15 protein-coding genes are annotated in these 21,087 nt (G+C 69.8%); 11 read left to right on the top strand and 4 right to left on the bottom strand.

Going from position 1 to position 21,087, the window contains the following annotated elements; all coding sequences use genetic code 11:
* Positions 1-7 precede the first annotated feature (7 nt).
* Complete coding sequence (gene kstD / locus FNV62_RS48715) at positions 8-1,834, bottom strand: 3-oxosteroid 1-dehydrogenase (protein ID WP_186003176.1); 1,827 nt, start codon at positions 1,832-1,834, stop codon at positions 8-10.
* A gap of 458 nt (positions 1,835-2,292) precedes the next feature.
* On the opposite strand from kstD, the gene FNV62_RS48710 reads away from it, so the two are divergent.
* From FNV62_RS48710 to FNV62_RS48700, 3 genes are all read left to right on the top strand, one after another.
* Positions 2,293-3,168: a carbohydrate kinase family protein gene (locus FNV62_RS48710; protein ID WP_143605806.1), complete on the top strand. Its 876-nt coding sequence runs from the start codon at positions 2,293-2,295 to the stop codon at positions 3,166-3,168.
* 252 nt (positions 3,169-3,420) lie between these two features.
* A complete protein-coding gene (locus FNV62_RS48705) occupies positions 3,421-5,322 on the top strand; it encodes an AMP-dependent synthetase/ligase (protein WP_143629803.1) in 1,902 nt (633 codons plus the stop codon).
* A 113-nt stretch (positions 5,323-5,435) separates the two neighbouring features.
* A complete protein-coding gene (locus FNV62_RS48700; RefSeq protein ID WP_164331878.1) occupies positions 5,436-5,612 on the top strand; it encodes a hypothetical protein in 177 nt (58 codons plus the stop codon).
* Positions 5,613-5,816: 204 nt separating this feature from the next.
* On the opposite strand, the gene FNV62_RS48695 is transcribed toward FNV62_RS48700, so the two are convergent.
* Both FNV62_RS48695 and FNV62_RS48690 read right to left on the bottom strand, forming a co-directional pair.
* Positions 5,817-7,685 (bottom strand): sensor histidine kinase, encoded by a 1,869-nt coding sequence (locus FNV62_RS48695; protein WP_143610512.1) that lies wholly within the window; start codon positions 7,683-7,685, stop codon positions 5,817-5,819.
* On the bottom strand, positions 7,682-8,374 hold the full coding sequence (locus FNV62_RS48690; protein ID WP_143604450.1) for a response regulator transcription factor: 693 nt from the start codon (positions 8,372-8,374) through the stop codon (positions 7,682-7,684). Before FNV62_RS48690 ends, FNV62_RS48695 begins: the two co-directional genes overlap by 4 nt.
* A 250-nt stretch (positions 8,375-8,624) precedes the next feature.
* On the opposite strand from FNV62_RS48690, the gene FNV62_RS48685 reads away from it, so the two are divergent.
* The 4 genes from FNV62_RS48685 (at position 8,625) to FNV62_RS48665 (ending at position 14,169) form a co-directional block, all read left to right on the top strand.
* Positions 8,625-11,618 carry a glycosyl hydrolase gene (locus FNV62_RS48685; RefSeq protein ID WP_143629801.1) on the top strand — a complete coding sequence of 998 codons (2,994 nt, stop codon included), beginning with the start codon at positions 8,625-8,627 and terminating at the stop codon, positions 11,616-11,618.
* A 488-nt stretch (positions 11,619-12,106) separates the two neighbouring features.
* Positions 12,107-12,961 (top strand): class I SAM-dependent methyltransferase, encoded by an 855-nt coding sequence (locus FNV62_RS48680; RefSeq protein ID WP_143629800.1) that lies wholly within the window; start codon positions 12,107-12,109, stop codon positions 12,959-12,961.
* Between the two features lie 231 nt (positions 12,962-13,192).
* A complete protein-coding gene (locus tag FNV62_RS58220) occupies positions 13,193-13,525 on the top strand; it encodes a hypothetical protein (RefSeq protein ID WP_205522481.1) in 333 nt (110 codons plus the stop codon).
* Between the two features lie 80 nt (positions 13,526-13,605).
* Positions 13,606-14,169 carry a cysteine hydrolase family protein gene (locus FNV62_RS48665; protein ID WP_143629798.1) on the top strand — a complete coding sequence of 188 codons (564 nt, stop codon included), beginning with the start codon at positions 13,606-13,608 and terminating at the stop codon, positions 14,167-14,169.
* A 106-nt stretch (positions 14,170-14,275) separates the two neighbouring features.
* Here FNV62_RS48665 and FNV62_RS48660 read toward each other — a convergent pair whose 3' ends face one another.
* On the bottom strand, positions 14,276-15,268 hold the full coding sequence (locus FNV62_RS48660; RefSeq protein ID WP_164331975.1) for a LacI family DNA-binding transcriptional regulator: 993 nt from the start codon (positions 15,266-15,268) through the stop codon (positions 14,276-14,278).
* A 283-nt stretch (positions 15,269-15,551) separates the two neighbouring features.
* Between FNV62_RS48660 and FNV62_RS48655 the strand changes: the two genes are divergently transcribed.
* The 4 genes from FNV62_RS48655 (at position 15,552) to FNV62_RS48640 (ending at position 21,043) form a co-directional block, all read left to right on the top strand.
* A complete protein-coding gene (locus FNV62_RS48655; protein ID WP_060896764.1) occupies positions 15,552-16,475 on the top strand; it encodes a carbohydrate ABC transporter permease in 924 nt (307 codons plus the stop codon).
* 4 nt (positions 16,476-16,479) lie between these two features.
* A complete protein-coding gene (locus FNV62_RS48650; protein ID WP_144316238.1) occupies positions 16,480-17,433 on the top strand; it encodes a carbohydrate ABC transporter permease in 954 nt (317 codons plus the stop codon).
* A 100-nt stretch (positions 17,434-17,533) separates the two neighbouring features.
* A complete protein-coding gene (locus tag FNV62_RS48645; protein ID WP_097288090.1) occupies positions 17,534-18,874 on the top strand; it encodes an ABC transporter substrate-binding protein in 1,341 nt (446 codons plus the stop codon).
* Between the two features lie 108 nt (positions 18,875-18,982).
* Complete coding sequence (locus tag FNV62_RS48640) at positions 18,983-21,043, top strand: beta-galactosidase (protein WP_097288089.1); 2,061 nt, start codon at positions 18,983-18,985, stop codon at positions 21,041-21,043.
* Positions 21,044-21,087 lie beyond the last annotated feature (44 nt).

Below are 21,087 nucleotides of genomic sequence, written 5' to 3'. Positions count from 1 at the left end.
AGTTCCGTCAGGCGCCCGCGCCGGCCGCGATGTCCAACGCGGCGATGTAGCCGAAGGTCATCGCCGGGCCGATCGTCGAACCCGCGCCCGCGTAGCTGTGGCCCATGACGGCCGCGCTGGCGTTTCCGGCGGCGTACAGGCCCGGGATGACGGATCCGTCCGGCCGCAGTACCCGCGCCCGGGCGTCCGTGCGCAGGCCGCCCTTCGTGCCCAGGTCACCCGGAACGATCTTGAAGGCGTAGTAGGGAGCGAGCCACAGGGGCGCAAGGCAGGAGTTGGGGAGGATCGCGGGGTCGGTGTAGTAGTGGTCGTAGGCGCTGTCGCCACGGTGGAAGTCGGTGTCGTTGCCGTTCAGGGCAAGGCTGTTGAAGCGGTTGACGCTGGTGCGGAGCGCGGCGGCGGGCATGCCGATCTGCCCGGCGAGGGCGTCGAGGGTCCACGCCTTGTGGGCGGCGCCGGACGTGTACCACGAATCGGGGAACGTGAAGGTCGGCAGCACGTCCTTGAAGAGGTAGCGGTTACGGTAGTTCTGGTCGACGATCAGCCACGCCGGGATGTCGGGCGCGCCGCTGTCACGGTCGTACATGATGTGCACGACGTCGCTGTAGGGGGCCGCTTCGTTGACGAAGCGCGCGCCGGCGGCGTTGACGAGGAGCCCGCCGGGCAGGGTGCGTTCGGCGAGGCAGAAGTACGGCTGGTCGGGCAGCGGGATCGCCGGGCCCCACCATGCGTCGTCCATCAGGTCGAGCGCCGCGCCGGCCCGCTGACCCGCCTGGATGCCGTCGCCGGTGTTCTCCTTGGCGCCGACCGTCCACTCGGTGCCGATGGGCTGTCGCTGGTACTGGTCGCGCATGGCCGCGTTGTGCTCGAAGCCGCCGGATCCGACGATCACCCCGTGCCGGGCTCTGATCAGGCCCGGGGTGCCGTTCCTGGTGACCACGGCTCCCGTGGCGGTTCCGTTCTCCAGGTACAGGTCGGAGAGCGGGGTGTTCAGCCACACCGGGACCTGGGCCGCGAGCAGTCCGGCACGCAGACCGGCCGCCAGCGACTGGCCCATGGTGAGGGGCTTCTGGCCGAGCAGGGCGGCCTGGGTACCGCGGGCCAGGCAGGTGGCGGCGACGGCGGCACCCCTCGCGCTGACCGCGGCGAGCGTGAGCCATTTGTAGTCGGAGCTGAAGACGACCATGCCGGTCGGTACGGTCATGTACGACGGGTTCAGACGGGCGAGTTCGGCACCGAGGATGTTGCCGTCGAGCTGGTCGGGTTCGATGGAGCGGCCGCCGGGCAGTCCGCCGGGGAGTTCGGGGTAGTAGTCGCTGTACCCCTCCATCCAGCGGAAACGGAGCGGGCTGTTCGCCATGACGAAGGAGATCATGGCGGGGCCGCTGCCGAGGAAGGCCTGCCGGCGTGCGGCGGACACGTCGGGGCCGACCACCGCCGCGAGGTAGGTGGCGGCCTTCGCCGGGGTGTCCGGCACCCCCGCGGCGAGGATCACCGGGTTGTTCGGGATCCAGACGCCCGCGCCCGAACGCGCCGCCGATCCCCCGAACGTGGGCGCCTTCTCGACGACGACGCAGCTCAGCCCCTGTTTCGCAGCCGTCAGCGCGGCGGTCATCCCCGCCGCTCCGGAACCGATCACCACCACGTCGTACGTGCCGAGCAGAGGCAGGTCGGCCGCGTCCGCGGCACCTGGCAGACCGGCCGCGAGCGCGAGCCCGGCTCCCGTCGCCGCGCCGAGCACCCGGCGACGCGACGGGCCGGGTCCGGGGGTGGAAGCGGTGGAGTACGCAGAGGAGGCTTCGGTACGTCTCACAGGGTCCGCGTTCGTGGACATGGCAGGGCGCTCCAGCCGGGCGAAGGAATGGGCGAGCGTGCTGTGCCCCGGGAAGCAACGGGCCTTATGCGTCCCGGTTCTGATGCGGAGTCAGGAATGTCGCGCGGTGGTCTTGTGAAGTCAAGGGCTACGCCGGGCGGTCGGCGGCCGTTGCGTCGGTCACGGCACCTGGGCGAGCGCGATCCCTTGTCCGTCATCCGGTCATGCCTGTGGGGGCGGCACAATTGATGCCGCCCCCACCCAAGTACTTGGTCACCTGCGGGCGGAAGTTGTACGCACCGTCAGGCATCTCCCGCTGGAAACGCCGAACCTCAAGCAATTGGCCCGCCATACTGGGGGCGGCGGGGAAGGAGAGGGCAGATGGATCTGTGATCCCACAGCACGCGGAAAGCAACCAGGACGGCGACCACGACCACGACCCGTACAGCGCGTACGACCGCTACGGGACATACGACGTCCTGGTGATCGGCGGCACCGGCGTGGACACCATCGTCCGGGTCGACTCCCTGCCGGTCCCGCTCGCCGACTCCGTCCATGTCGGCCCGATCGAGGAGTGGCCCGGTCACACCGGAGGGAACGTCGCCCTCGGCGCACGGGCGCTGGGCCTCAAGGTCGGATTGCTCGACTGCATCGGTGACGACTGGATCGGCGCACAGGTGCGCGAGCGGATGGCCAAGGGCGGTGTCGACTTCCTCCCGCTGATCTCCCCCGCCGGAACGCGGCGCGCGGTCAACCTGGTGGACGCGTCGGGCCGCCGGATGTCCTTCTACGACGGGCGCGACCCGGCGGATCTGCGGATGCCCCGGGACTTCTACCTGCCGCGGCTGCGGCGCACCCGCCACGTCCACCTCTCCATCATGAACTTCGGGCGCTTCCTCTACGAGGACATCGAGGACCTCGGCGTCCCCGTCTCCACCGACCTGCACGACTGGGACGGCCTCGCGGACCACCACCGGGAGTTCGCGCTCCGCTCCGATCTCGTCTTCTTCAGCGCGGCGGGCGTGGGCGACGAAGCCCCCGCGCTGATGCGGGAGATCCTCCGCGCCGGGCGGGCACACACGGTGGTCGCCACGGCGGGCGCGGACGGCTCCTACGTCCTCACCAGAGACGGCGACCCCGACCCCTGTCACATTCCGGCGGCCGTCCCGTCCGCTCCGGTGGTGGACTCCAACGGCGCGGGCGACGCGTACGTGTGCGGCTTCCTGTACGGCGGGCTCGCCGGCCGGGACGTACGGGAGTGCGCCCGGCTCGGGGCGATCGCGGGTGCCCACGCCTGTACGGCACCGGGCTCGACCGCCCTCATCTCCCGGGAGTCGCTCCTGAGCCGCGCATGACCGGAAGCGTCCCGACTTGATGGCTCGCGGAACAGTGGTGGGCGGCCGGATCGCAGCCGCTGTCGGGGCTGTCGCGGGCGCTGCCGCCACCGCTGGGCCGTGCTGACCGGTCCCTGATGCGACCGTAACCTCATCGGTAGACGAACTGCTGCCTGAATCCGACACAGTCGTGGTCGGTCTGGGCTAGATTCGTGAATCCTCGGCACCGGAGCCTCTCGGTGGGGTCGTGCCGGGGAGAATTCTGGAGCGGCGATGCACGCGTTCGAAAATCCTTCACCGGCTGCGACAGTGATGCAGGGTGGACTCGCCGACAGTCTCTTCGAAACGGCTCGCCGCGAGCCGGATCTGCCGCAGGTCGCACGCCGTCTCGACGACGATCCCCGCATCTGGACGACGGTGACCGCGGCCGAGCTGTGGGACGAAGTGGTCGATCTGGCCCGGGGATTGGTCGTGTCCGGCCTGCGCCCGGGGAACCGGGTGGCCGTCATGGCCCGTACGCGCTACGAGTGGACCGTCCTCAGCTACGCGCTGTGGGCGGTCGGCGCAGAGGTCGTGCCGATCTACCCCACCTCGTCGCACGAGCAGGTCGCGTGGATCCTCCAGGACGCGGGCTGTGTCGCCGTGGTCGTCGAGGACGAGGAGGGGATCATGACGGTCGGCTCGGCATGCGCGTCGCTCCCGTCGCTGCGTCATGTCTGGCAGTTGGACACCGGGGCCCTGGCACAGCTGGTCGAGCGGGGGCGGGCGATCCCGACGACGACGGTCGACTCGCTGCGCCGCATCGTGCTGCCCGACTCGACCGCGGTCATCGCCTACACCTCCGGGACGACGGGGCACCCCAAGGGCTGTGCCCTCACCCACCGTAACCTCGCCAGCCCCTGCGACACCCTCCTCGAGGGCTGGCGACACACGGCTGCTCCCCCGGGTGAGCAGCCCGCCATCCTCGCCTTCCTGCCCTTCTCGCACGTGTACGGCATCATGGTCCAGGGGCTCTGTCTGCGGGGCGGCATCCTGCTGGGACACGAGCCCGATCTCAGCGAGGAGACGCTCTCCGCGGCGCTCCTCTCCTTCCGCCCGACCTATCTCTACGCCGTTCCGTTCGTCTTCGAGAAGATCTACAAGAACTTCCTGCGTACCGCGCAACGGACGGGCCGCGGAGCCCTGTTCGAGCGTGCCGTCCAGACGGCGAAGGACTTCGCCGCGGCCGCCGAACGCCAGCGACTGGGCACGGGCTCCGGCCCCGGCTTCGACCTGCGCCTGCAGCACACCCTCTACGAGAAGACCGTCTACCGGAAGCTGCGGGCCTCCCTGGGGGGACGAGTGTGCGGCGCGGTGTCGGGCGGCTCCCCGCTCAACCGTGAACTCGCCCTCTTCTACGCGGGCATCGGGATCGTCATCCACGACGGCTACGGACTCACCGAGACGAGCGGCGGCATCACGGCTCAGCCCGTGGGGCGCGAGAAGTTCGGAACCGTCGGCCGCGCCCTGCCCGGTACGGACATCCGGGTGGCCGAGGACGGGGAGATCCTGGTGTGGGGGCCTTCGGTGTTCCAGGGTTACGTCAACGATCCCCCGTCCACGCACGCCGCGTTCCAGGACGGCTGGCTGGCGACGGGTGACCTCGGGCGCCTCGACACCGAGGGGTATCTGGCCATCACCGGCCGCAAGAAGGACGTCATCATCACGAGCGGCGGCAAGAGCGTGGCTCCCGCGGCCCTCGAAGAGCGGCTGCGCGTCCACCCGTTGATCCATCAGGCGGTCGTCGTGGGCGACAACCGGCCGTGCGTGGGCGCCCTCATCACCCTTGATCCGGACTTCCTCGCGCACTGGCGCGGAGCCTGGTCCAAGGGGGGCACGTCGGCACGGGACGCACGGGAGGAGAACGAGCTGCGGGAGGAGGTCAGACGCGCCGTGGCCGCGGCCAACAGCACCGTGTCCCGCTCCGAGTCGATCCGGGTGTTCCGTGTTCTCCCCGAACCCTTCGACCAGACCAACGGCCTGCTGACCCCGTCGATGAAGCTACGCCGGGACGCCATCTCACGGCGTTTCGCCGCCGAGATCGACGCGATGTACCAGACCTCGTCGAGGGTCCCGCGGGAGTACACGCCGAGCGAGCCCTCGATCTGGGACGATTCCGACAACGTGTTCCGGTGAGGAACTCCGCGCTGGCCACTTCCCACGGTCGGGAAGTGGCCGGTCCCCGTCGACCTCGTCCACGACGTCATCGGCGGCCGGGTCATCAGCCTGATCCGCCGCACAGGGCCCTAGTGAAGGACTTCGCCTCGGACACCGGCGCGGAGCCGTACGCGATCTGCACCGTCGACGCCTCGGCACTCCCCGCCGACGGCACCTGGAGGCTCCGCGTCATGCACGACACTCCCGGCGTCTTCACCGTCGACCCCGGCCACCTGGATGGCTGGAACCTGACTTTCCGATCCTCGTGACCTCTCCGCGCCTCTTCCACTTCCTCCGCGGCGCGGGACATAGGTGCGTCCCGCGAGCGACCGCAGGGGCGTGACACGAATTCTGACCCCCGGCATCCTGGTGGTGTTCATGTGACCACAGTGCTCCCAGGACACCGGGGCAACCAGATCCCTCCTGTACGGGGGAACGCGGATCCTGGTACCGCCACCACCACCCTGCGCAGGTCAGCGGACCTCGTCCCCGTCGACCGGAGGGTCGGTGGCGGGCAGCCTCAAGGTGAAGACCGAACCGGCGCCGAGTTCACTCGCCACCGCGACCGTACCGCCGTGGGCGGCCACGAGCTGGCGGACGATGGACAGGCCGAGCCCACTGCCGCCGGTGCGCCGGCTGCGGGACTTCTCGGCCCGCCAGAACCGGTCGAAGACGCTGGGCAGATCCTCCGCGGCGATACCGCTGCCGGTGTCGGCCACCGCCAGGACGACCTGGTCTTCCTCCTCCCGGGCGGAGAGGGTGATCGTGCCGCCGTCCGGTGTGTGCCGGATCGCGTTGGACACCAGATTGCCGAGTGCCTGCCGCATCCGGACCGGATCGGCGTCGATCCACGCAGTCCCGCTCCCCGTCGGCGCGGACGTCCCGTCCGTCCCCGTCCGCAACCCGACGCCCGCAGCCTCAGCTCCCACCCGGTGCGCCGCGGCGACCTGGGCGAGCAGCTCGTCGGCGCGGACGGCCTCGCGGTGCAGCGCGAGCGTGCCCGCGTCGGCCGCCGCGAGGTCCTGGAGATCGTCGATGACCCGCTGGAGCAGCACCGCCTCCTCGTGCAGGGAGGCGAGCAGTTCCGGGTCGGGGTCGACGATGCCGTCGCGGGTCACCTCCAGCCAGCCGCGGATGTTGGTGAGCGGGGTACGCAGCTCATGCGCGATGTCGCTGACCATCGCCTTGCGCTGGGCCTCCATCCGTTCCCGGCGCTCGGTCAGCTCATTGAACGCGACCGCCAGGATGCCCGTCTCGTCGCGGGTGGTGACGGGCACCCGTACATGCCGTTCCAACGGCTGCTGCGCGGCCTGCGTGAGCGCGCGCAGCGGGCGTACGAGGCGGGTGGCGACCAGCGCGGTCACGGCCACGGTGAGGGCCAGGACGAGACCGGTGACTCCGACGATCTTGGCCTTGTTGGCGTTCGACATGTCGAAGTGCGGGAGGGCGCTGTCCCCCGTGCCCAGGAACAGCTCGGCGACGGGCGCGACATCGGGGTCGAGCTGCTCGCGACGCGCTTCGGCGAGACACTCGTTCCCCTTCGCCCCGATCGCCGTGGGATGCCCGCCCAGGTCCTTCCTCCCCAGGGCGAACTGCGGCTGCGGGGCCTGGCTGGAGAACTCCAGCGAGATGAACCCCTTCCCGGGCAGAACGACGTTCTCGCGCCGCAGGCATGCCTCGGCGAGGCTCGCCAGCCTGGCCACCGCTGTCTCCTCGGTGTGCGTCAGGGTGTTGAGGTGTCCGTCCGCGCACACGTCGGGCACCCTCGAGTTCGGGAGGATCCCGTTCTCGTCCGCCAGGACGGGCCTACCGCTCGGCGTCCAGATGATCGTGGTGTCGACGCCGTTGCGCGCGGCGCACTTCTGCCGCACAGTCGCCATCTTGCCCAGCCGAGCCCGCTCCAGAGGCGTCAGCCGGTAGGGCCCCACGGCGCGCGGGTCTACGCCACTGAGCTGGGCCCCTGGTTCCGAGTACGTGTCGGTGTGCAGAGGGTCGACGGTGGCGGCGGCCCCGGGCGGCAGGGCGGTGCGGGACCTGGCGGAGTCGGCGATCGGCGTACGGTCCGCCGTCGTCAGCGCGATCCGTCGCCCGGTGGCGGCCGACAGCCGGCGCACGGTGTCCTGGACGCCCGCCCAGCTCGGGTGGGTGGCGGCGTATCCGCTGAGCTGCCGGAGGATGTCCGTGTCGTCGGCGAGGACCTGTCCCTGCTCCTCCTGGATGGCGCGGGTCGTCGTCTGCACCGCCAGCCACGCCGTTGCCGCCACCGAGCAGAGGGCGATGAGCACCGAGGTGATCATCAGCCGTACGAGCAGCCTCTTGCGCAGCGGTATGCGGGAGCTCACCCGCGCCCACCGCTGAGCTTGTAGCCGACGCCGAACACGGTCAGCAGCCGCACCGGCCGGCGAGGGTCGGGCTCGATCTTCTTGCGCAGGTTCATGATGTGCACGTCGATGGCCCGTTCGGTGGAGGCCCGGTCGATACCGCGCGTGCACTGGAGCAACTGCCGCCGGGAGAAGACCCGTTCCGGATCCGCGGTCATGGCGCGCAGGATCTCGTACTCCCCGGGGGTGCACTCCACGCGCGCGCCGTCGCAGTGCACTTCGTGCCGGACCGGGTCGACGGTGATTCCGGCGGCCCGGACGGCCCGGTCCTGCTCATCGGCCGGGCGCCCGCTGCGCCGCAGGACCGTGCGGATACGGGCCATCAGCTCGCGCGGGCTGTACGGCTTGGTCATGTAGTCGTCGGCGCCGAGTTCGAGGCCGAGCAGGACGTCGTCCTCGGCGGAGCGGGCGGTGAGCATGAGGACGGGGATGTCGTCGTCCCGGCGCAGTACCCGGCATACGCCGAAGCCGTCGATCACGGGCAGCATCAGGTCGAGGACGACGAGGTCGGGCTTGTTCCTCCGCACCTCGTCGAGCGCGGCCCCGCCGTCGTGGACCACGGTCGCGGTGTGTCCCTCCTGAAGCAGTGAGCGGCGTATCAGCTCCGCCTGCTTCTCGTCGTCCTCCGCGACCAGCACATGTGCGCACACGTGGCCGATGGTAAGCGCCTGCGCCCCGGAAAAAGGGAGGCGAGAGGGTCTTCCCACACCCTGACAACTTCCTGATGTCCACCTGCGAAGCTCACGCACGCCACCTGACGCGACTGTGGTCGAAGGTGTGCACGGATCTTGACGCTCTCCGATCCGGGGCCGTAGCTTCCCGGAGGATTTAAACGATTCAAAAGCGTGGGCCCCGAAGGGGTCCTGTTTGTGCTGCCCTCCGAGAGAGTGGACGAGATCCATGAGCAACGTCACCCCGGCCCGCAGCTCGGGGCTTCCCCGCCGCGCTCTCCTCGGAGCCGCCGTCGCCACGGCCGCGGCCGGTGCGTTCGGCTGGAGCCTGCCCGCGGTGGCGAGGGCGTCGACCGCCGTCGGGCCGCCCTTCGCGACGCCCGGGCGCGCCGTGCGGCCGAAGTTCCGCTGGTGGTGGCCCGATGGCCTCGTGCGGCCCGACGAGATCAGACGCGAGATCGACCAGATCGCCGACGCCGGTTTCGGCGGGGCCGAGATAGCCGCGGTCCATCACAGCGTCACGGACCCCTCGGTCCTGGACACCGAGCGGCACGGCTGGGGCAGCGCCGCGTGGGTGGCGGGAGTGGAGGCCGCACTCGGCCAGGCGGCCCGGCGCGGCCTCACCGTCGATCTGACCGTCGGCCCCAGCTGGCCGGCGGCGGTCCCCGGCATCACACCGGACAGCGAGGCGGCGGTCAAGGAACTGGCCTACGGGACGGTCACGTTGACGGCGGGATCCGCCTACGCCGGTCCGGTGCCGGCCCCGGTCCACGCCGCCGCCTCGGGCGTGACCCGGCAGCAGTTGCTCCTGGTGCAGGCCGCCCGGGTGAACACCGCGAACTCCACCCGCAAGGAGACGGGGCTCGACCTGGACTCGGTCCGGGACCTCACCGGCGCCGTCACCGACGGCACGCTCGCCTGGACCGCACCCGACGACGGCAGCTGGGTGATCGTGTCCTACTGGGTACGCGGTTCCGGGCAGACTCCGGAGGGCGGCCCGCACACCGCCCCGGCCGCGTACGTGGTCGACCACTTCAGCGCGGCCGGCACACGCGCGGTGACCGACTTCTGGGAGGCCCACCTCCTCTCCCCCACCGTGCGGCGCCTGCTCAAGGTCTCCGGCGGGGCGCTCTTCGAGGACTCCATCGAGCTGGAGACCGACGGCCTCCAGTGGACGCCCGGCCTCCCGGACGCGTTCCTCGCCCACACCGGCCGTTCTCTACTGCCGCTGCTGCCCGCCGTGATCCTCAATCACGGCAACCAGGTCTTCGCGTTCGAAGCCGCCGTCACCCGGCAGATCCGGCACGACTTCTGGGAAACGGTGTCCGTCCTCTTCAACCGGCACCATGTGACGGCCCTGCGCGCCTGGGCCCATTCCCTCGGCCTCGAACTGCGGTCCCAGCCCTACGGGCTGCAGACCGACGCGATCGCCTCGGCCGCGCTCCTGGACATCCCCGAGGGCGAGTCCCTCGGCTTCAAGAACCTCGACGACTACCGCTGTCTGGCGGGCGGCCGGGACATGGCAGGGCACACCGTGTTGTCCTGTGAGGCGGGCGCCTACGCCGGCGGCGCGTACAACACCACGTGGCAGAAGTTCCTTCGCACCATGGGCGGCGCCTATGCGGCAGGGGTCAACCAGACGGTCGTCCACGGCTTCTCCTACGCCGAGCTGCCGGGCGTGAACTGGCCCGGATACGCCGCCTTCACCCCGTACAAGGGGACGGTCGGCTATGGCGAGTCCTGGGGCCCGCGGCATCCGACCTGGCGGCACGTCGCGGACGTGTCGGGGTACCTGGGCCGGGTTCACCAGGTGCTGCAGACCGGCCGCCCGCGCGTCGACGTCGCGGTGTTCCGGCAGACCGGGTACGCCGCCACCGGCATCGGCGCCTCCTGGTTCACCGCGACGGGCATCCCTCTGGGCTGGACCCACCAGTTCCTGAGTGGGCCGCTGCTCGACCTGCCCGCCGCCACCGTGCGCCACGGGCGCCTCGCACCCGAAGGCCCGGCGTACAAGGCCCTGTTCGTCGAGGGCGACTTCTTCTACGGCTCCACGGTCACCCTTGCGCTGTCCGACGCCCGCGCCCTGCTGCGCCTCGCCCGCGCCGGACTGCCCGTCGTGCTGCTCGGCGCCTGGGACACCGTCGTACCGCCCGGCGTCCCGGAGAGCGGCGAGAGCGACGAACTGCGTTCCGTGGTGGCCGAGTTGCTGGCCCAACCGCTGGTCCGCCAGGTCACCGACAAGTCGGCCGTCCCGACCGCTCTCGCCGACCTCGGGGTGGCACCCGACGTCGGCTACGCGACCTCCTCCACCCTGCTCAACTCCCACCGCGTGGCCGACGGCGTCGACTACTACTACCTCTGCAACGGCAAGCACGCCGAGACCGTCAAACCGCCGGTGGCCGCGATCGACCACGAGGTCACCCTGCGCCGCACGACCGCGGGCGCCGTGCCCTACCTCCTCGACCCGTGGACCGGTAGGTCCGAGCGCCTCGCCCGCTACACCGAGGACGGCGACACCGTCACCGCTCGCGTCACCCTCCAGCCCGCCGAGACCCTGATCCTGGCCCTCGGTCGCCCCGGTCTCTTCGGCGACCGCTCCGGCAGCCGTCCGCACGCGGTCGGCAGCGAGGCGGACGAGGTGCGCTTCACCGACGCCGGACTCACCGTCCGGGCGACCACGGCAGGCACGTACAGCACCGTCCTGTCCTCAGGCCGCACCGTGCGGACGACACTCAAGACCGTCCCCGCGCCGATGGATCTCGCCTCCTGGCAACTGCACGTCCAGGACTGGCGGCCCGGCGACACGCCCTACCGCACCACCGTCGTCGAGCACGACCTCACCCTCGACGCACTGCTGCCCTGGTCGCAGATCGCCGAGCTCGCGGACGTCTCCGGAATCGGCCGCTACCGCACCACGGTCACCCTCGACGACGGGTGGACCGGCGGCCACGGTGCCCGCCTGGAACTGGGCACCGTCACCGACACCTGCCGGGTCACCGTGAACGGCCACCGCCTCGACCCCGTGGACCAGATCCATCCGGTGGTGGACCTGGGCGACGTGCTCAGACGCGGGGTCAATGTCATCGAGGTCGAGGTCGCCACCCCGCTCTCCAACCGGCTGCGGGTCAGCGATCCCGCGGTATACGGCGGTACGGCGCGTCAGTCGTACGGGATGCTCGGGCCGGTGCGGCTGGTGCCGTACGGCGAGGCACGGATCGACTGACCGGGCCGCCCGTGTGGGCGGACTGGACGTAACCCTCGAGTGGCGGGGGCAGTTCGGCCACGCACTGCGCCGAACACGCATTGACCAGCAGGGGCAGCGGCGTGGGTCCAGGTCGCCGGTATCGAGTCCGGCGACCGAAGTCTCGGCAGGCTGAAGCCATGGAAAGGGGGGCCGCTCCCACGACGGAATTCGAGAATTTGGGGCCGCCTTTCGCCATTGGCCAGGCAGACAAGGAACTGCCACTCGAACTGCTCGTGGCGGTCGGCCAGGTCCCCGCACTTGGCCTGAGCGCGGTCATCCGCTCATGAGCAGAGCCACCCGCCGACAGCCACGACAACTACAACAGTGGTCTTCCACGGAGCGCTGGACCCGGTTCGCCCAGCCAAAGGTGGAAGCAGGACTGGTCATCCGGCAATCCGTGCGTTCGCTATCTTGACCGGTGCGGCGACCGCCGTCGGGCAATCCTGTGTTTCTGTGAAGGGTGGCGGATGGCGGTGGTCGACGGCTGGGAGTGGGACGACACGTTGTTCTCGGGGACGGCCCCCTACTACCGACGAGGAAGGCTCCCGTACGCACCCGGTCTCGCGGACGTGCTCGCCGAGGTCCTGCGACTCGACGGTCGGGGGCGCCTGATCGACGTGGGATGCGGACCGGGCACCCTGGCACTGAGTCTTGCGCACCTGTTCGCTGAGATCGTCGGTGTGGACCCGGACAGCGGGATGCTCTCCGAAGCGGGGCGCGGAGCCGCCGAGGCCGGGGTGAGCGGGAAGTCGCGGTGGGTGCGGGTCCGAGCCGAGGACCTGCCCGCGGGTCTCGGGACGTTCACCGTGGCGACCTTCGCCCAGTCCTTCCACTGGATGGATCGGGATCTGGTGGCGGCCACTATCAGGGACATGCTCGTGCCCGGCGGGGCGTTCGTGCACATCTCGGATCTGAAGACCGAGCGTCGATCCGTCGACGGTCTTCCGTATCCGGCGGTGCCCTATCCGGCGATGGACGAGTTGGTCAGGCACTACCTCGGACCGGTACGACGCGCCGGGCGCGGGGTGCTGCCACAGGGCACGCCCGGCGGCGAGGCGGCGGTGCTCACGCGCGCGGGATTCTCCGGTCCCCGGCGTCATGTCGTTCCCGGCGGGCAGGCGCTTGAGCGCACGAGCGATGACGTCGTCGCCGGGGTGTTCTCGATGTCGTTCTCGGCTCCGCACCTGTTCGGCGCGCGCCGCGCCGCCTTCGAGTCGGACGTGCGTCTCCTGCTGCGGGAGGTGTCCCCGTCGGGCCGATTCTCCGAACGCCTCCCGGGCACCGAGGTCTTCGTCTGGGGAAAGAACCCCGCCGAGCCGTGAATCCGGCAGCCATCGGCACGAGCCCACAGCGCCGGCCCACGCCCATGTCCTCGGTCAGTTCCCTCGGGGCCTCCTGCGCGAAAGGCATCGATGTCGTACTGCTAGCGGAAGGTGACCCACCGCTCGTACTCCCGTCTACCCGGGTGAACCGACAACGGCGTCGACCTGCGGTGCGGCGTCAGAGTCGAGTCACTGGAAGGCGATGACAGCGGGAGGCTGCGGCGCGCCCAGATGTCCGACGGCAGCACTCTGGACGTCGAAGTGGCGATGGCCGCTCTCGGCAGCATCCGTAGCGTCGAATGGCTGGAGGGCTCGGGGCCGGCGGCAGGGGACTGGGGCGCGGCGTGCGATGCGGGGTGCCGCGCTGTCGACGTCAACGGCGGCATCCACTACTGCTTCGGTGCCCCGTTGGCGCGTCCCGAGACCCAGATCGCCCTCACCCAGCTGGCGCACCGGCTGGAGAACCCCCGACTCTTCGCCGACCCACCGCCCTACCGCGCGAGCCTCGGTCTGCGCGGCTGCCGCCACCTTCCGGTCGAGATCGACGGCGTCGACCCCGTATGAGGATCTCCGCGATTCGCCGACTCGGCTCGGTCGATCCCCCAGACTTGTTCTTGTTTCCCCGTGACGAAGGGACGGCAAGTATGGCGAACAGCGCACTCCTCGTGATGGACGTCCAACGGGACATCGTGGGTATCGCCGACGACGGCTCCGGATATCTGCCGCGCCTGCGGAACGCGATCGAGGGTGCCCGCGCGGCGGGCATCCCCGTGATCTACGTGGTCATCGAGTTACGGCCGGGCAATCCGGAAGTCAGCCCCCGCAACAGGGTGCTCACCGCCGCCGTGCGGGCCGGCCTGTTCACCGAGGGTGACCCCGGCACCGAGATCCACCACGACATCGCGCCCCAGCAGGGCGACATCGTGGTCACCAAGCGGCGAGGGAGCGCGTTCTCGGGCAGCGACTTCGACCTGGTCCTCAGGGCTCGTGACATCGACAGCCTTGTTCTCACCGGCATCGCCACCAGCGGTGTGGTGCTGTCCACCCTGTGCCACGCCATCGACCTGGACTTCGACCTCACCGTCCTGACGGATGCCTGCCTCGACACCGACCCCGAGGTGCACCGGATCCTCACCGAGAAGCTGTTCCCGCAATGGGCGGATGTCGTCACCGTCGAGGACTGGCTCAAAGCCCTAGCACCGCGCTAGCGGGAGGCTGAAGCGGCCACGGAATTCCTGCCGCTCAGTGCCGCTCGGTGTCGCTCCTCGCCGCTCGACTGTCGGCTCTCGGCTCACAGCTCACGGCACGCGAACCTCACGCATCCCCGGCCGGCGGCGCCGTGCTCCCCCGCACCACCAGCTTCGTGGGGACGAGCGTGGTGCCGTGTTCCGGCCCGCCGTGGCGCATCCGCCGCAGGACACCCTCGACGCAGAGGCGTCCCACCTCGGCGAAGTCCTGGTGGACCGTGGTCAGCGGCGGCAGGAAGGAGCCGGCCTCGGGGATGTCGTCGAAGCCGATGACGCTGACGTCGTCGGGGATCTTCCGGCCGCGTTCGTGCAGGGCCCGCAGGAGGCCCAGTGCCATCTGGTCGTTGGCGGCGAACACCGCCGTACATTCGCGCTCGTCGGCGAGCCGCAGGCCCGCGCGGTAGCCGGACTCCGCCGACCAGTCGCCGCGTACGAGGGGCGGCGGGACGCGGCCCGCCTCGGTCAGGGCGGCGTGCCAGGCATCGGTGCGGCGCTGTGCCGCGAAGGACTCCTCGGGGCCGGCCAGATGCCAGACCGTGCTGTGGCCGAGGTCCAGAAGGTGGCGTACGGCGGCCCGGGCTCCCCCGGCCTGGTCGGTGTCGACCACCGCGTAACGGTCGCCCGCGTCCGAGTCGGCGACGACGACCTGCACGTGCGGGGGCAGGGAGATGGTCGCCGCGTCGAGCAGATGCACCTCCATGATGGCGATGACGGCGTCGACGGCGAGTTCCCCGAGCCGGGAGAAGGCGCCGCGCACCTCGTCCTGGGTGGGCACGGCGACCGGCAGCAGCGTGACGGCGTAGCCCTCCTGCGCCGCGGAGGTGGCGATCGCCTCCAGGGTGCGCATGTTGCCCGTGGTGGAGAGGTTGAAGGTGATGACGCCGATGGTGCGGAACTCACCGCGCTTGAGGGCCCGGGCGGCGCTGTTGGGCCGGTAGCCCAGTTCCTTCATCGCCGCCAGCACCTGTTCACGGGTCTCCTCGTTCACACCCGCGTAACCATTGGACACGCGGGAAACCGTCTGCGAGGAGACCCCGGCCAGGCGTGCGACATCGGCCATGGACGCGGTCTGCGTGCGACGCACCGCCCGTTTTCCCTTGCGCCCGCGGGACCGTTCCGTCCCCGTCGAGGCGCTGTCCGCAGTGTCCACCCGTCTCCTTTGTTGCCCGGGTCGCCGTTTCGTCAGACGACCCTTGACCACCGACATTGGCGCAGTGTAGACATGCCGCCATCAGATGTTTACGTAAACATAACAGCCCTCGACGCGAAGGGGGACTGCATGTTTACGTAAACATCGCGACGGCGTGAGACGCCGGTTCCGAGATGGACGAGCGAGGAACGACATGACGACGCTTCAACCCCCTGCGGGCGTGGCACGGCGCCCGGACCGGCCTCCGAAAAGGGACCGCCGCTCCTGGACAGGATGGGGGTTCATCGGCCCCTTCGCGGTGGTCTTCGCCTTCGTCTTCCTGGCTCCGATCGGCTATTCGATCTACCTCAGCCTCTTCCGTGACAAGCTCATCGGGGGAACGTCCTTCGTCGGCCTGGACAACTACAAGCAGGCCCTCCAGGACGACCAGTTCTGGTCCTCCCTGGAGCGGGTCTCGCTGTTCCTGCTGATCCAGGTGCCGATCATGCTGGGGATCGCCCTGCTCGTCGCACTCGCGCTGGACAGCGGCCGTCTGTACGGCAAGAACTTCTTCCGGATCTCGATCTTCCTGCCGTACGCGGTGCCCGCCGTGGTCGCCACCCTGATGTGGGGCTTCATGTACGGCACCCGGTTCGGTCTGGTGGGTGACATCAACAGCGCCTTCGACGTCACCCTGCCCGACCCGCTCTCCGCGGACCTGGTCCTGGCGTCGATCGGCAACATCGTCACCTGGGAGTTCGTGGGCTACAACATGCTGATCTTCTACTCCGCGCTGCGGGTCATCCCGAGCTCGCTGTACGAGGCCGCGGAGATCGACGGCGCCGGGCAGATCCGCATCATCTCGGCCATCAAGCTCCCCGCCATCCGGGGCGCCCTGGTCATCGCGACGATCTTCTCGATCATCGGCAGCTTCCAGCTCTTCAACGAGCCGAGCATCCTGCGGCCGCTGGCGCGCAACGCCATCACGACGGACTACACCCCGAACTTCTACACGTACTCACTGTCCTTCAACGGACAGCAGCACAACTACTCCGCGGCGGTCGCCATCATCATGGGGCTGATCACCATGGTCATCGCCTATGTCGTGCAGCTCCGCGGCATGCGCAAGGGAGCGTGACCCGATGAGCAGCACGAGCAGCCCCGTCACCACCGCCTCCCAGCCCCCGTCCGCCCAGTCCGGCGGTTCCAAGAACACGCCCCGACTGCGCACACGGCACAAGCACACTCCCGGACGCCCCAAGCGCAGCGTCCTGCTGACCGTGCTCACCGGCCTGATCATGCTCTACACCGTGGTGCCCCTGGTGTGGCTGGTCATCAGCGCCACCAAGACCCGGGACGGGCTCGCCACCTCGTCCGGCCTGTGGTTCAGCCACAAGTTCGCCCTCTGGGAAAACATCCACGACACGTTCACGTACCACGACGGCATCTTCGTCCGCTGGCTGCTGAACACCCTGCTGTACGTCGTGCTCGGCGCCGGCGGCGCGACCCTCCTGGCGATCCTGGGCGGCTACGCGCTGGCGAAGTTCAACTTCCCCGGGAAGCGCGCCGTCTTCGCCGTGGTCATCGGTGCCGTCGCCGTCCCGGGCACCGCCCTGGCGGTGCCCACCTTCCTGATGTTCAGCAAGATGGGACTGACGGACACACCGTGGGCGGTGATCATCCCCTCCCTGGTCTCGCCCTTCGGCCTGTACCTGATGTGGGTCTTCGCCACCGAGGCCATCCCCACCGAACTGATGGAGGCCGCCCGCATCGACGGAGCGGGCGAGATCCGCACCTTCTTCCAGGTCGCCATGCCGCTGCTCGCTCCTGGCACCGTGACCGTCCTGCTGTTCACCACGGTCGCGACCTGGAACAACTACTTCCTGCCGCTGATCATGCTCAAGGACCCGAACTGGTACCCCCTGACCCTGGGCCTGGACGCCTGGAACTCCCAGGCCCAGACGATCGGTGGCGACGTGATCTTCAACCTGGTGATCACCGGTTCGCTGCTCACCATCGTGCCGCTGATCGCCGCGTTCCTGCTGCTGCAGAAGTACTGGCAGTCCGGGCTCGCCGCCGGAAGCGTCAAGGAATAGCCCGCCCTCAGGCCCCCACCCCCCGCAGCCTCACCTCTTTCACCCTCACCCTGTCCCACCCATGAAGAAGTCCCACCCACGAAGAAGTGGAAGCACCTCCATGCGCAGAACCACCGGCCGCCTGCTGCGCGGCTTCGCTGTCCTCTCCGTCCTCGCCCTCGGGGCGACCGCCTGCGGCGGCTCCGACAACAACAGCTCGGGCCAGAAGGCGGTCTCGGCCGCGGACATCCAGGCGGCCCTCAAGAAGGGCGGCACGGTCAACGTCTGGGCCTGGGAGCCCACGCTGAAGACGGTCGCCGCCGACTTCCAGAAGAAGTACCCCAAGGTCAAGATCAACCTCGTCAGCGACCGGTCCGGTGACAAGCACTACACCGCCCTGTCGAACGCCATCGCGGCCGGGAAGGGCGTCCCCGACGTCGCGCAGGTCGAGTACTTCGCGCTGAGCCAGTACTCCCTCACCAAGGGCCTCAGCGACCTGGCCCCCTACGGCGCCGACAAGCTCGCCGCCAAGTACACCCCGGGTCCGTGGAACGCCGTGAGCGAGGGTGACAAGGTCTACGGCCTGCCGATGGACTCCGGCCCCATGGCGATGTTCTACAACAAGAAGGTCTTCGACAAGTACAAGATCGCCGTTCCGACCACCTGGGACGAGTACGTCGACGCGGCCCGCAAGCTGCACAAGGCCGACCCCAAGGTCTACATCGCCAACGACGCCGGTGACGCGGGCTTCACCACCAGCATGCTGTGGCAGGCCGGTTCGCGCCCCTACAAGGTCGACGGCACCAAGGTGACGGTCAACTTCGAGGACGCGGGCGCCAAGAAGTACACCGACACCTGGCAGAAGCTCATCGACGAGAAGCTCGTCGCGCCCATCAACGGCTGGACCGACGACTGGTACAAGGGCCTGGGCGACGGCACCATCGCCACCCTGACCACCGGCGCCTGGATGCCCGCCAACTTCGTCTCCGGCGTGCCGAACGCCTCCGGTGACTGGCGAGCGGCCCCGATGCCGCAGTGGACCAAGGGCGACAAGGCCAGCGCGGAGAACGGCGGCAGCTCCCTCGCCCTGCCCGCGCTGGGCAAGAACAAGGAACTCGCCTACGCGTTCGTCGAGTACGCCAACTCCGGTGACGGCGTGCAGACCCGCATCAAGCAGGGCGCCTTCCCGGCGACCAAGGCCGAACTCCAGTCCACCGAGTTCCAGAACACCAAGTTCGACTACTTCGGCGGCCAGGAAGCCAACAAGATCTTCGCCGAGTCCGCCGCCAACGTCGCCAGCGACTGGTCGTACCTGCCCTTCCAGCAGTACGCCAACTCGATCTTCAACGACACCGTCGGCAAGGCCTACATCTCCGGCACCAAGCTGGCCGCCGGCCTGAAGTCCTGGCAGGACGCCTCCATCAAGTACGGCAACGAGCAGGGCTTCACCGTCTCGAAGTAACCGGCATTCCCCTCGGGAGCCGCCGCTGAGCAGCAGGAGCTCAGCGGCGGCCGCCCGGAAGCAACCACGCACCTCGCGCCACCCCGTGCAGTAACCGGAAGGACCACCATGATCTCCACCCTCCTGTCCCAGTTGCGGCACGGGCCGGACGGTGATCCCACCCCCCGCCTCGCCTACGGCGCCGACTACAACCCGGAGCAGTGGCCACGCGAGGTGTGGGAGGAGGACATCCGGCTCATGCGGGAGGCGGGCGTCAACATCGTCTCCGTGGCGATCTTCTCCTGGGCCCGCATCCAGCCCGCCGAGAACGAGTGGGACTTCGGCTGGCTCGACGAGGTCATGGACCTGCTGCACGCGGGGGGCATCGGGGTCGACCTGGCCACCGCCACCGCCTCCCCGCCGCCCTGGCTCAGCACGGCGCACCCGGAGATCCTTCCGGTCACCGCCTCCGGCGAGACGCTGTGGCCCGGGGCGCGCCAGCACTGGCGTCCCACCTCCCCCGTCTTCCGCGAGTACGCGCTGCGCCTGGTGCGCAAGATGGCCGAGCGGTACGCGAACCATCCCGCGCTGGTCGCCTGGCACGTCTCCAACGAGCTGGGCTGCCACAACGTCTACGACTACTCCGACGACGCCGCCCGCGCCTTCCGCGACTGGCTGCGCGCCCGCTACACGACGCTCGACGCCCTCAACCACGCCTGGGGTACGGCGTTCTGGTCCCAGCGCTACAGCGACTGGGAGCAGATCCTGCCGCCCCGGCTGGCCGCCTCCCACCCGAACCCCACCCAGCAGCTGGACTTCAAGCGTTTCTCCTCCGACGTGCTGAAGGACTATCTGCGCGCGGAGCGGGACGTGCTGCGCGAGCTCACGCCCGGTGTTCCGGTCACCACCAACTTCATGGTGATGGGCAACACCAAGGGAATGAACTACGCGGACTGGGCCGCCGAGATCGACTTCGTCTCCAACGACCACTACGTGGTGCCCGGCCCGCAGGACCGCGACGAGCTGTCCTTCTCCGCCAACCTCGTCAGCGGCATCGCCGGTGGCCGCCCGTGGTTCCTCATGGAGCACTCCACCAGCGCCGTGAACTGGCAGCCGATCAACGTGGCCAAGCGGCCGGGCGACCTCGCCCGTGACTCGCTGGTGCACGTCGCCCACGGCGCCGACGCGGTGTGCTTCTTCCAGTGGCGCCAGTCGGCGGCAGGCGCCGAGAAGTACCACTCGGCGATGGTCCCGCACGCCGGCGCCGACAGCGAGCTCTTCCGCGCGGTGGCCGACCTCGGACAGACCCTCAAGACCCTCGCTCCGGTCGCCGGGACCGAGCGTGAGCCGGCCCGGGTCGGCATCGTCTTCGACTGGGACTCGTGGTGGGCGAGCGAGCAGGACTCCCACCCCACCGCCCAGCTCAGCTACCGGCAGGAGGCGCTGGACTGGTACTCCGCGCTCCTCGCCCTCGGCATCCGGGCCGACGTCGTCACCACGCAGACCGAACTCGACCGCTACCAGGTCCTGATCACGCCGGTGCTGCACGTCATGCCGGCCCCGCTCGCCAAGGAGCTCACCCGGTACGCCGAGAACGGCGGCCACCTGATCACCACGTACTTCTCCGGTGTCGTCGACGAGAACGACCACATCTGGCTCGGCGGCTACCCGGGCGCCCTGCGCGAGCTGCTCGGCATCCGCATCGAGGAGTTCGGCCCGCTGCTCGACGGCGAGACCGCCGACGTCGAGCTGGACGGCGTGGACGGCACCGCCCCGGGCACCCTGTGGACCGACCGGATCAGCGTCACCGACCCGGCGGTGGAGGTGCTGGCGCACTACCGCGGCGGCACGTACGCCGACCGTCCCGCCGTCACCCGGCGCCCGACGGGCGAGGGTTCGGCCGCGTACGTCTCCACCCGGCTCGGCGCGGACGGTCTCACCGCGCTGCTGCCGAAGCTGCTCGCCCCGGCCGGTGTGCACAGTGAACTGCCGGACGGCGCGCGGGGAAGCGTCGAGCTGATCGTGCGGCGGAGCGCGGACAGCCGCTATCTGTTCCTGGTCAACCGGACCGACGAGACGGTGCCCCTGACCGGAGTCTCCGGAGACCTGCTGATCGGCCGGACGGACGACGACGGCGCCGTCGTCCTCGCCCCCCGGGACGTCGCCGTACTGCGGCAGCCCGCCCTCTGACAGCCCTCGAACAGCGAGCACGGCCCCCCGTTCGAGGGTTAGCC

Source organism: Streptomyces sp. RLB3-17, from assembly GCF_007113425.2.
Classification (GTDB): Bacteria; Actinomycetota; Actinomycetes; order Streptomycetales; family Streptomycetaceae; genus Streptomyces; species Streptomyces mirabilis_D.
Note: the sequence above shows the minus strand (reverse complement) of the source record. Positions and strands in the feature narration are given on the sequence as shown.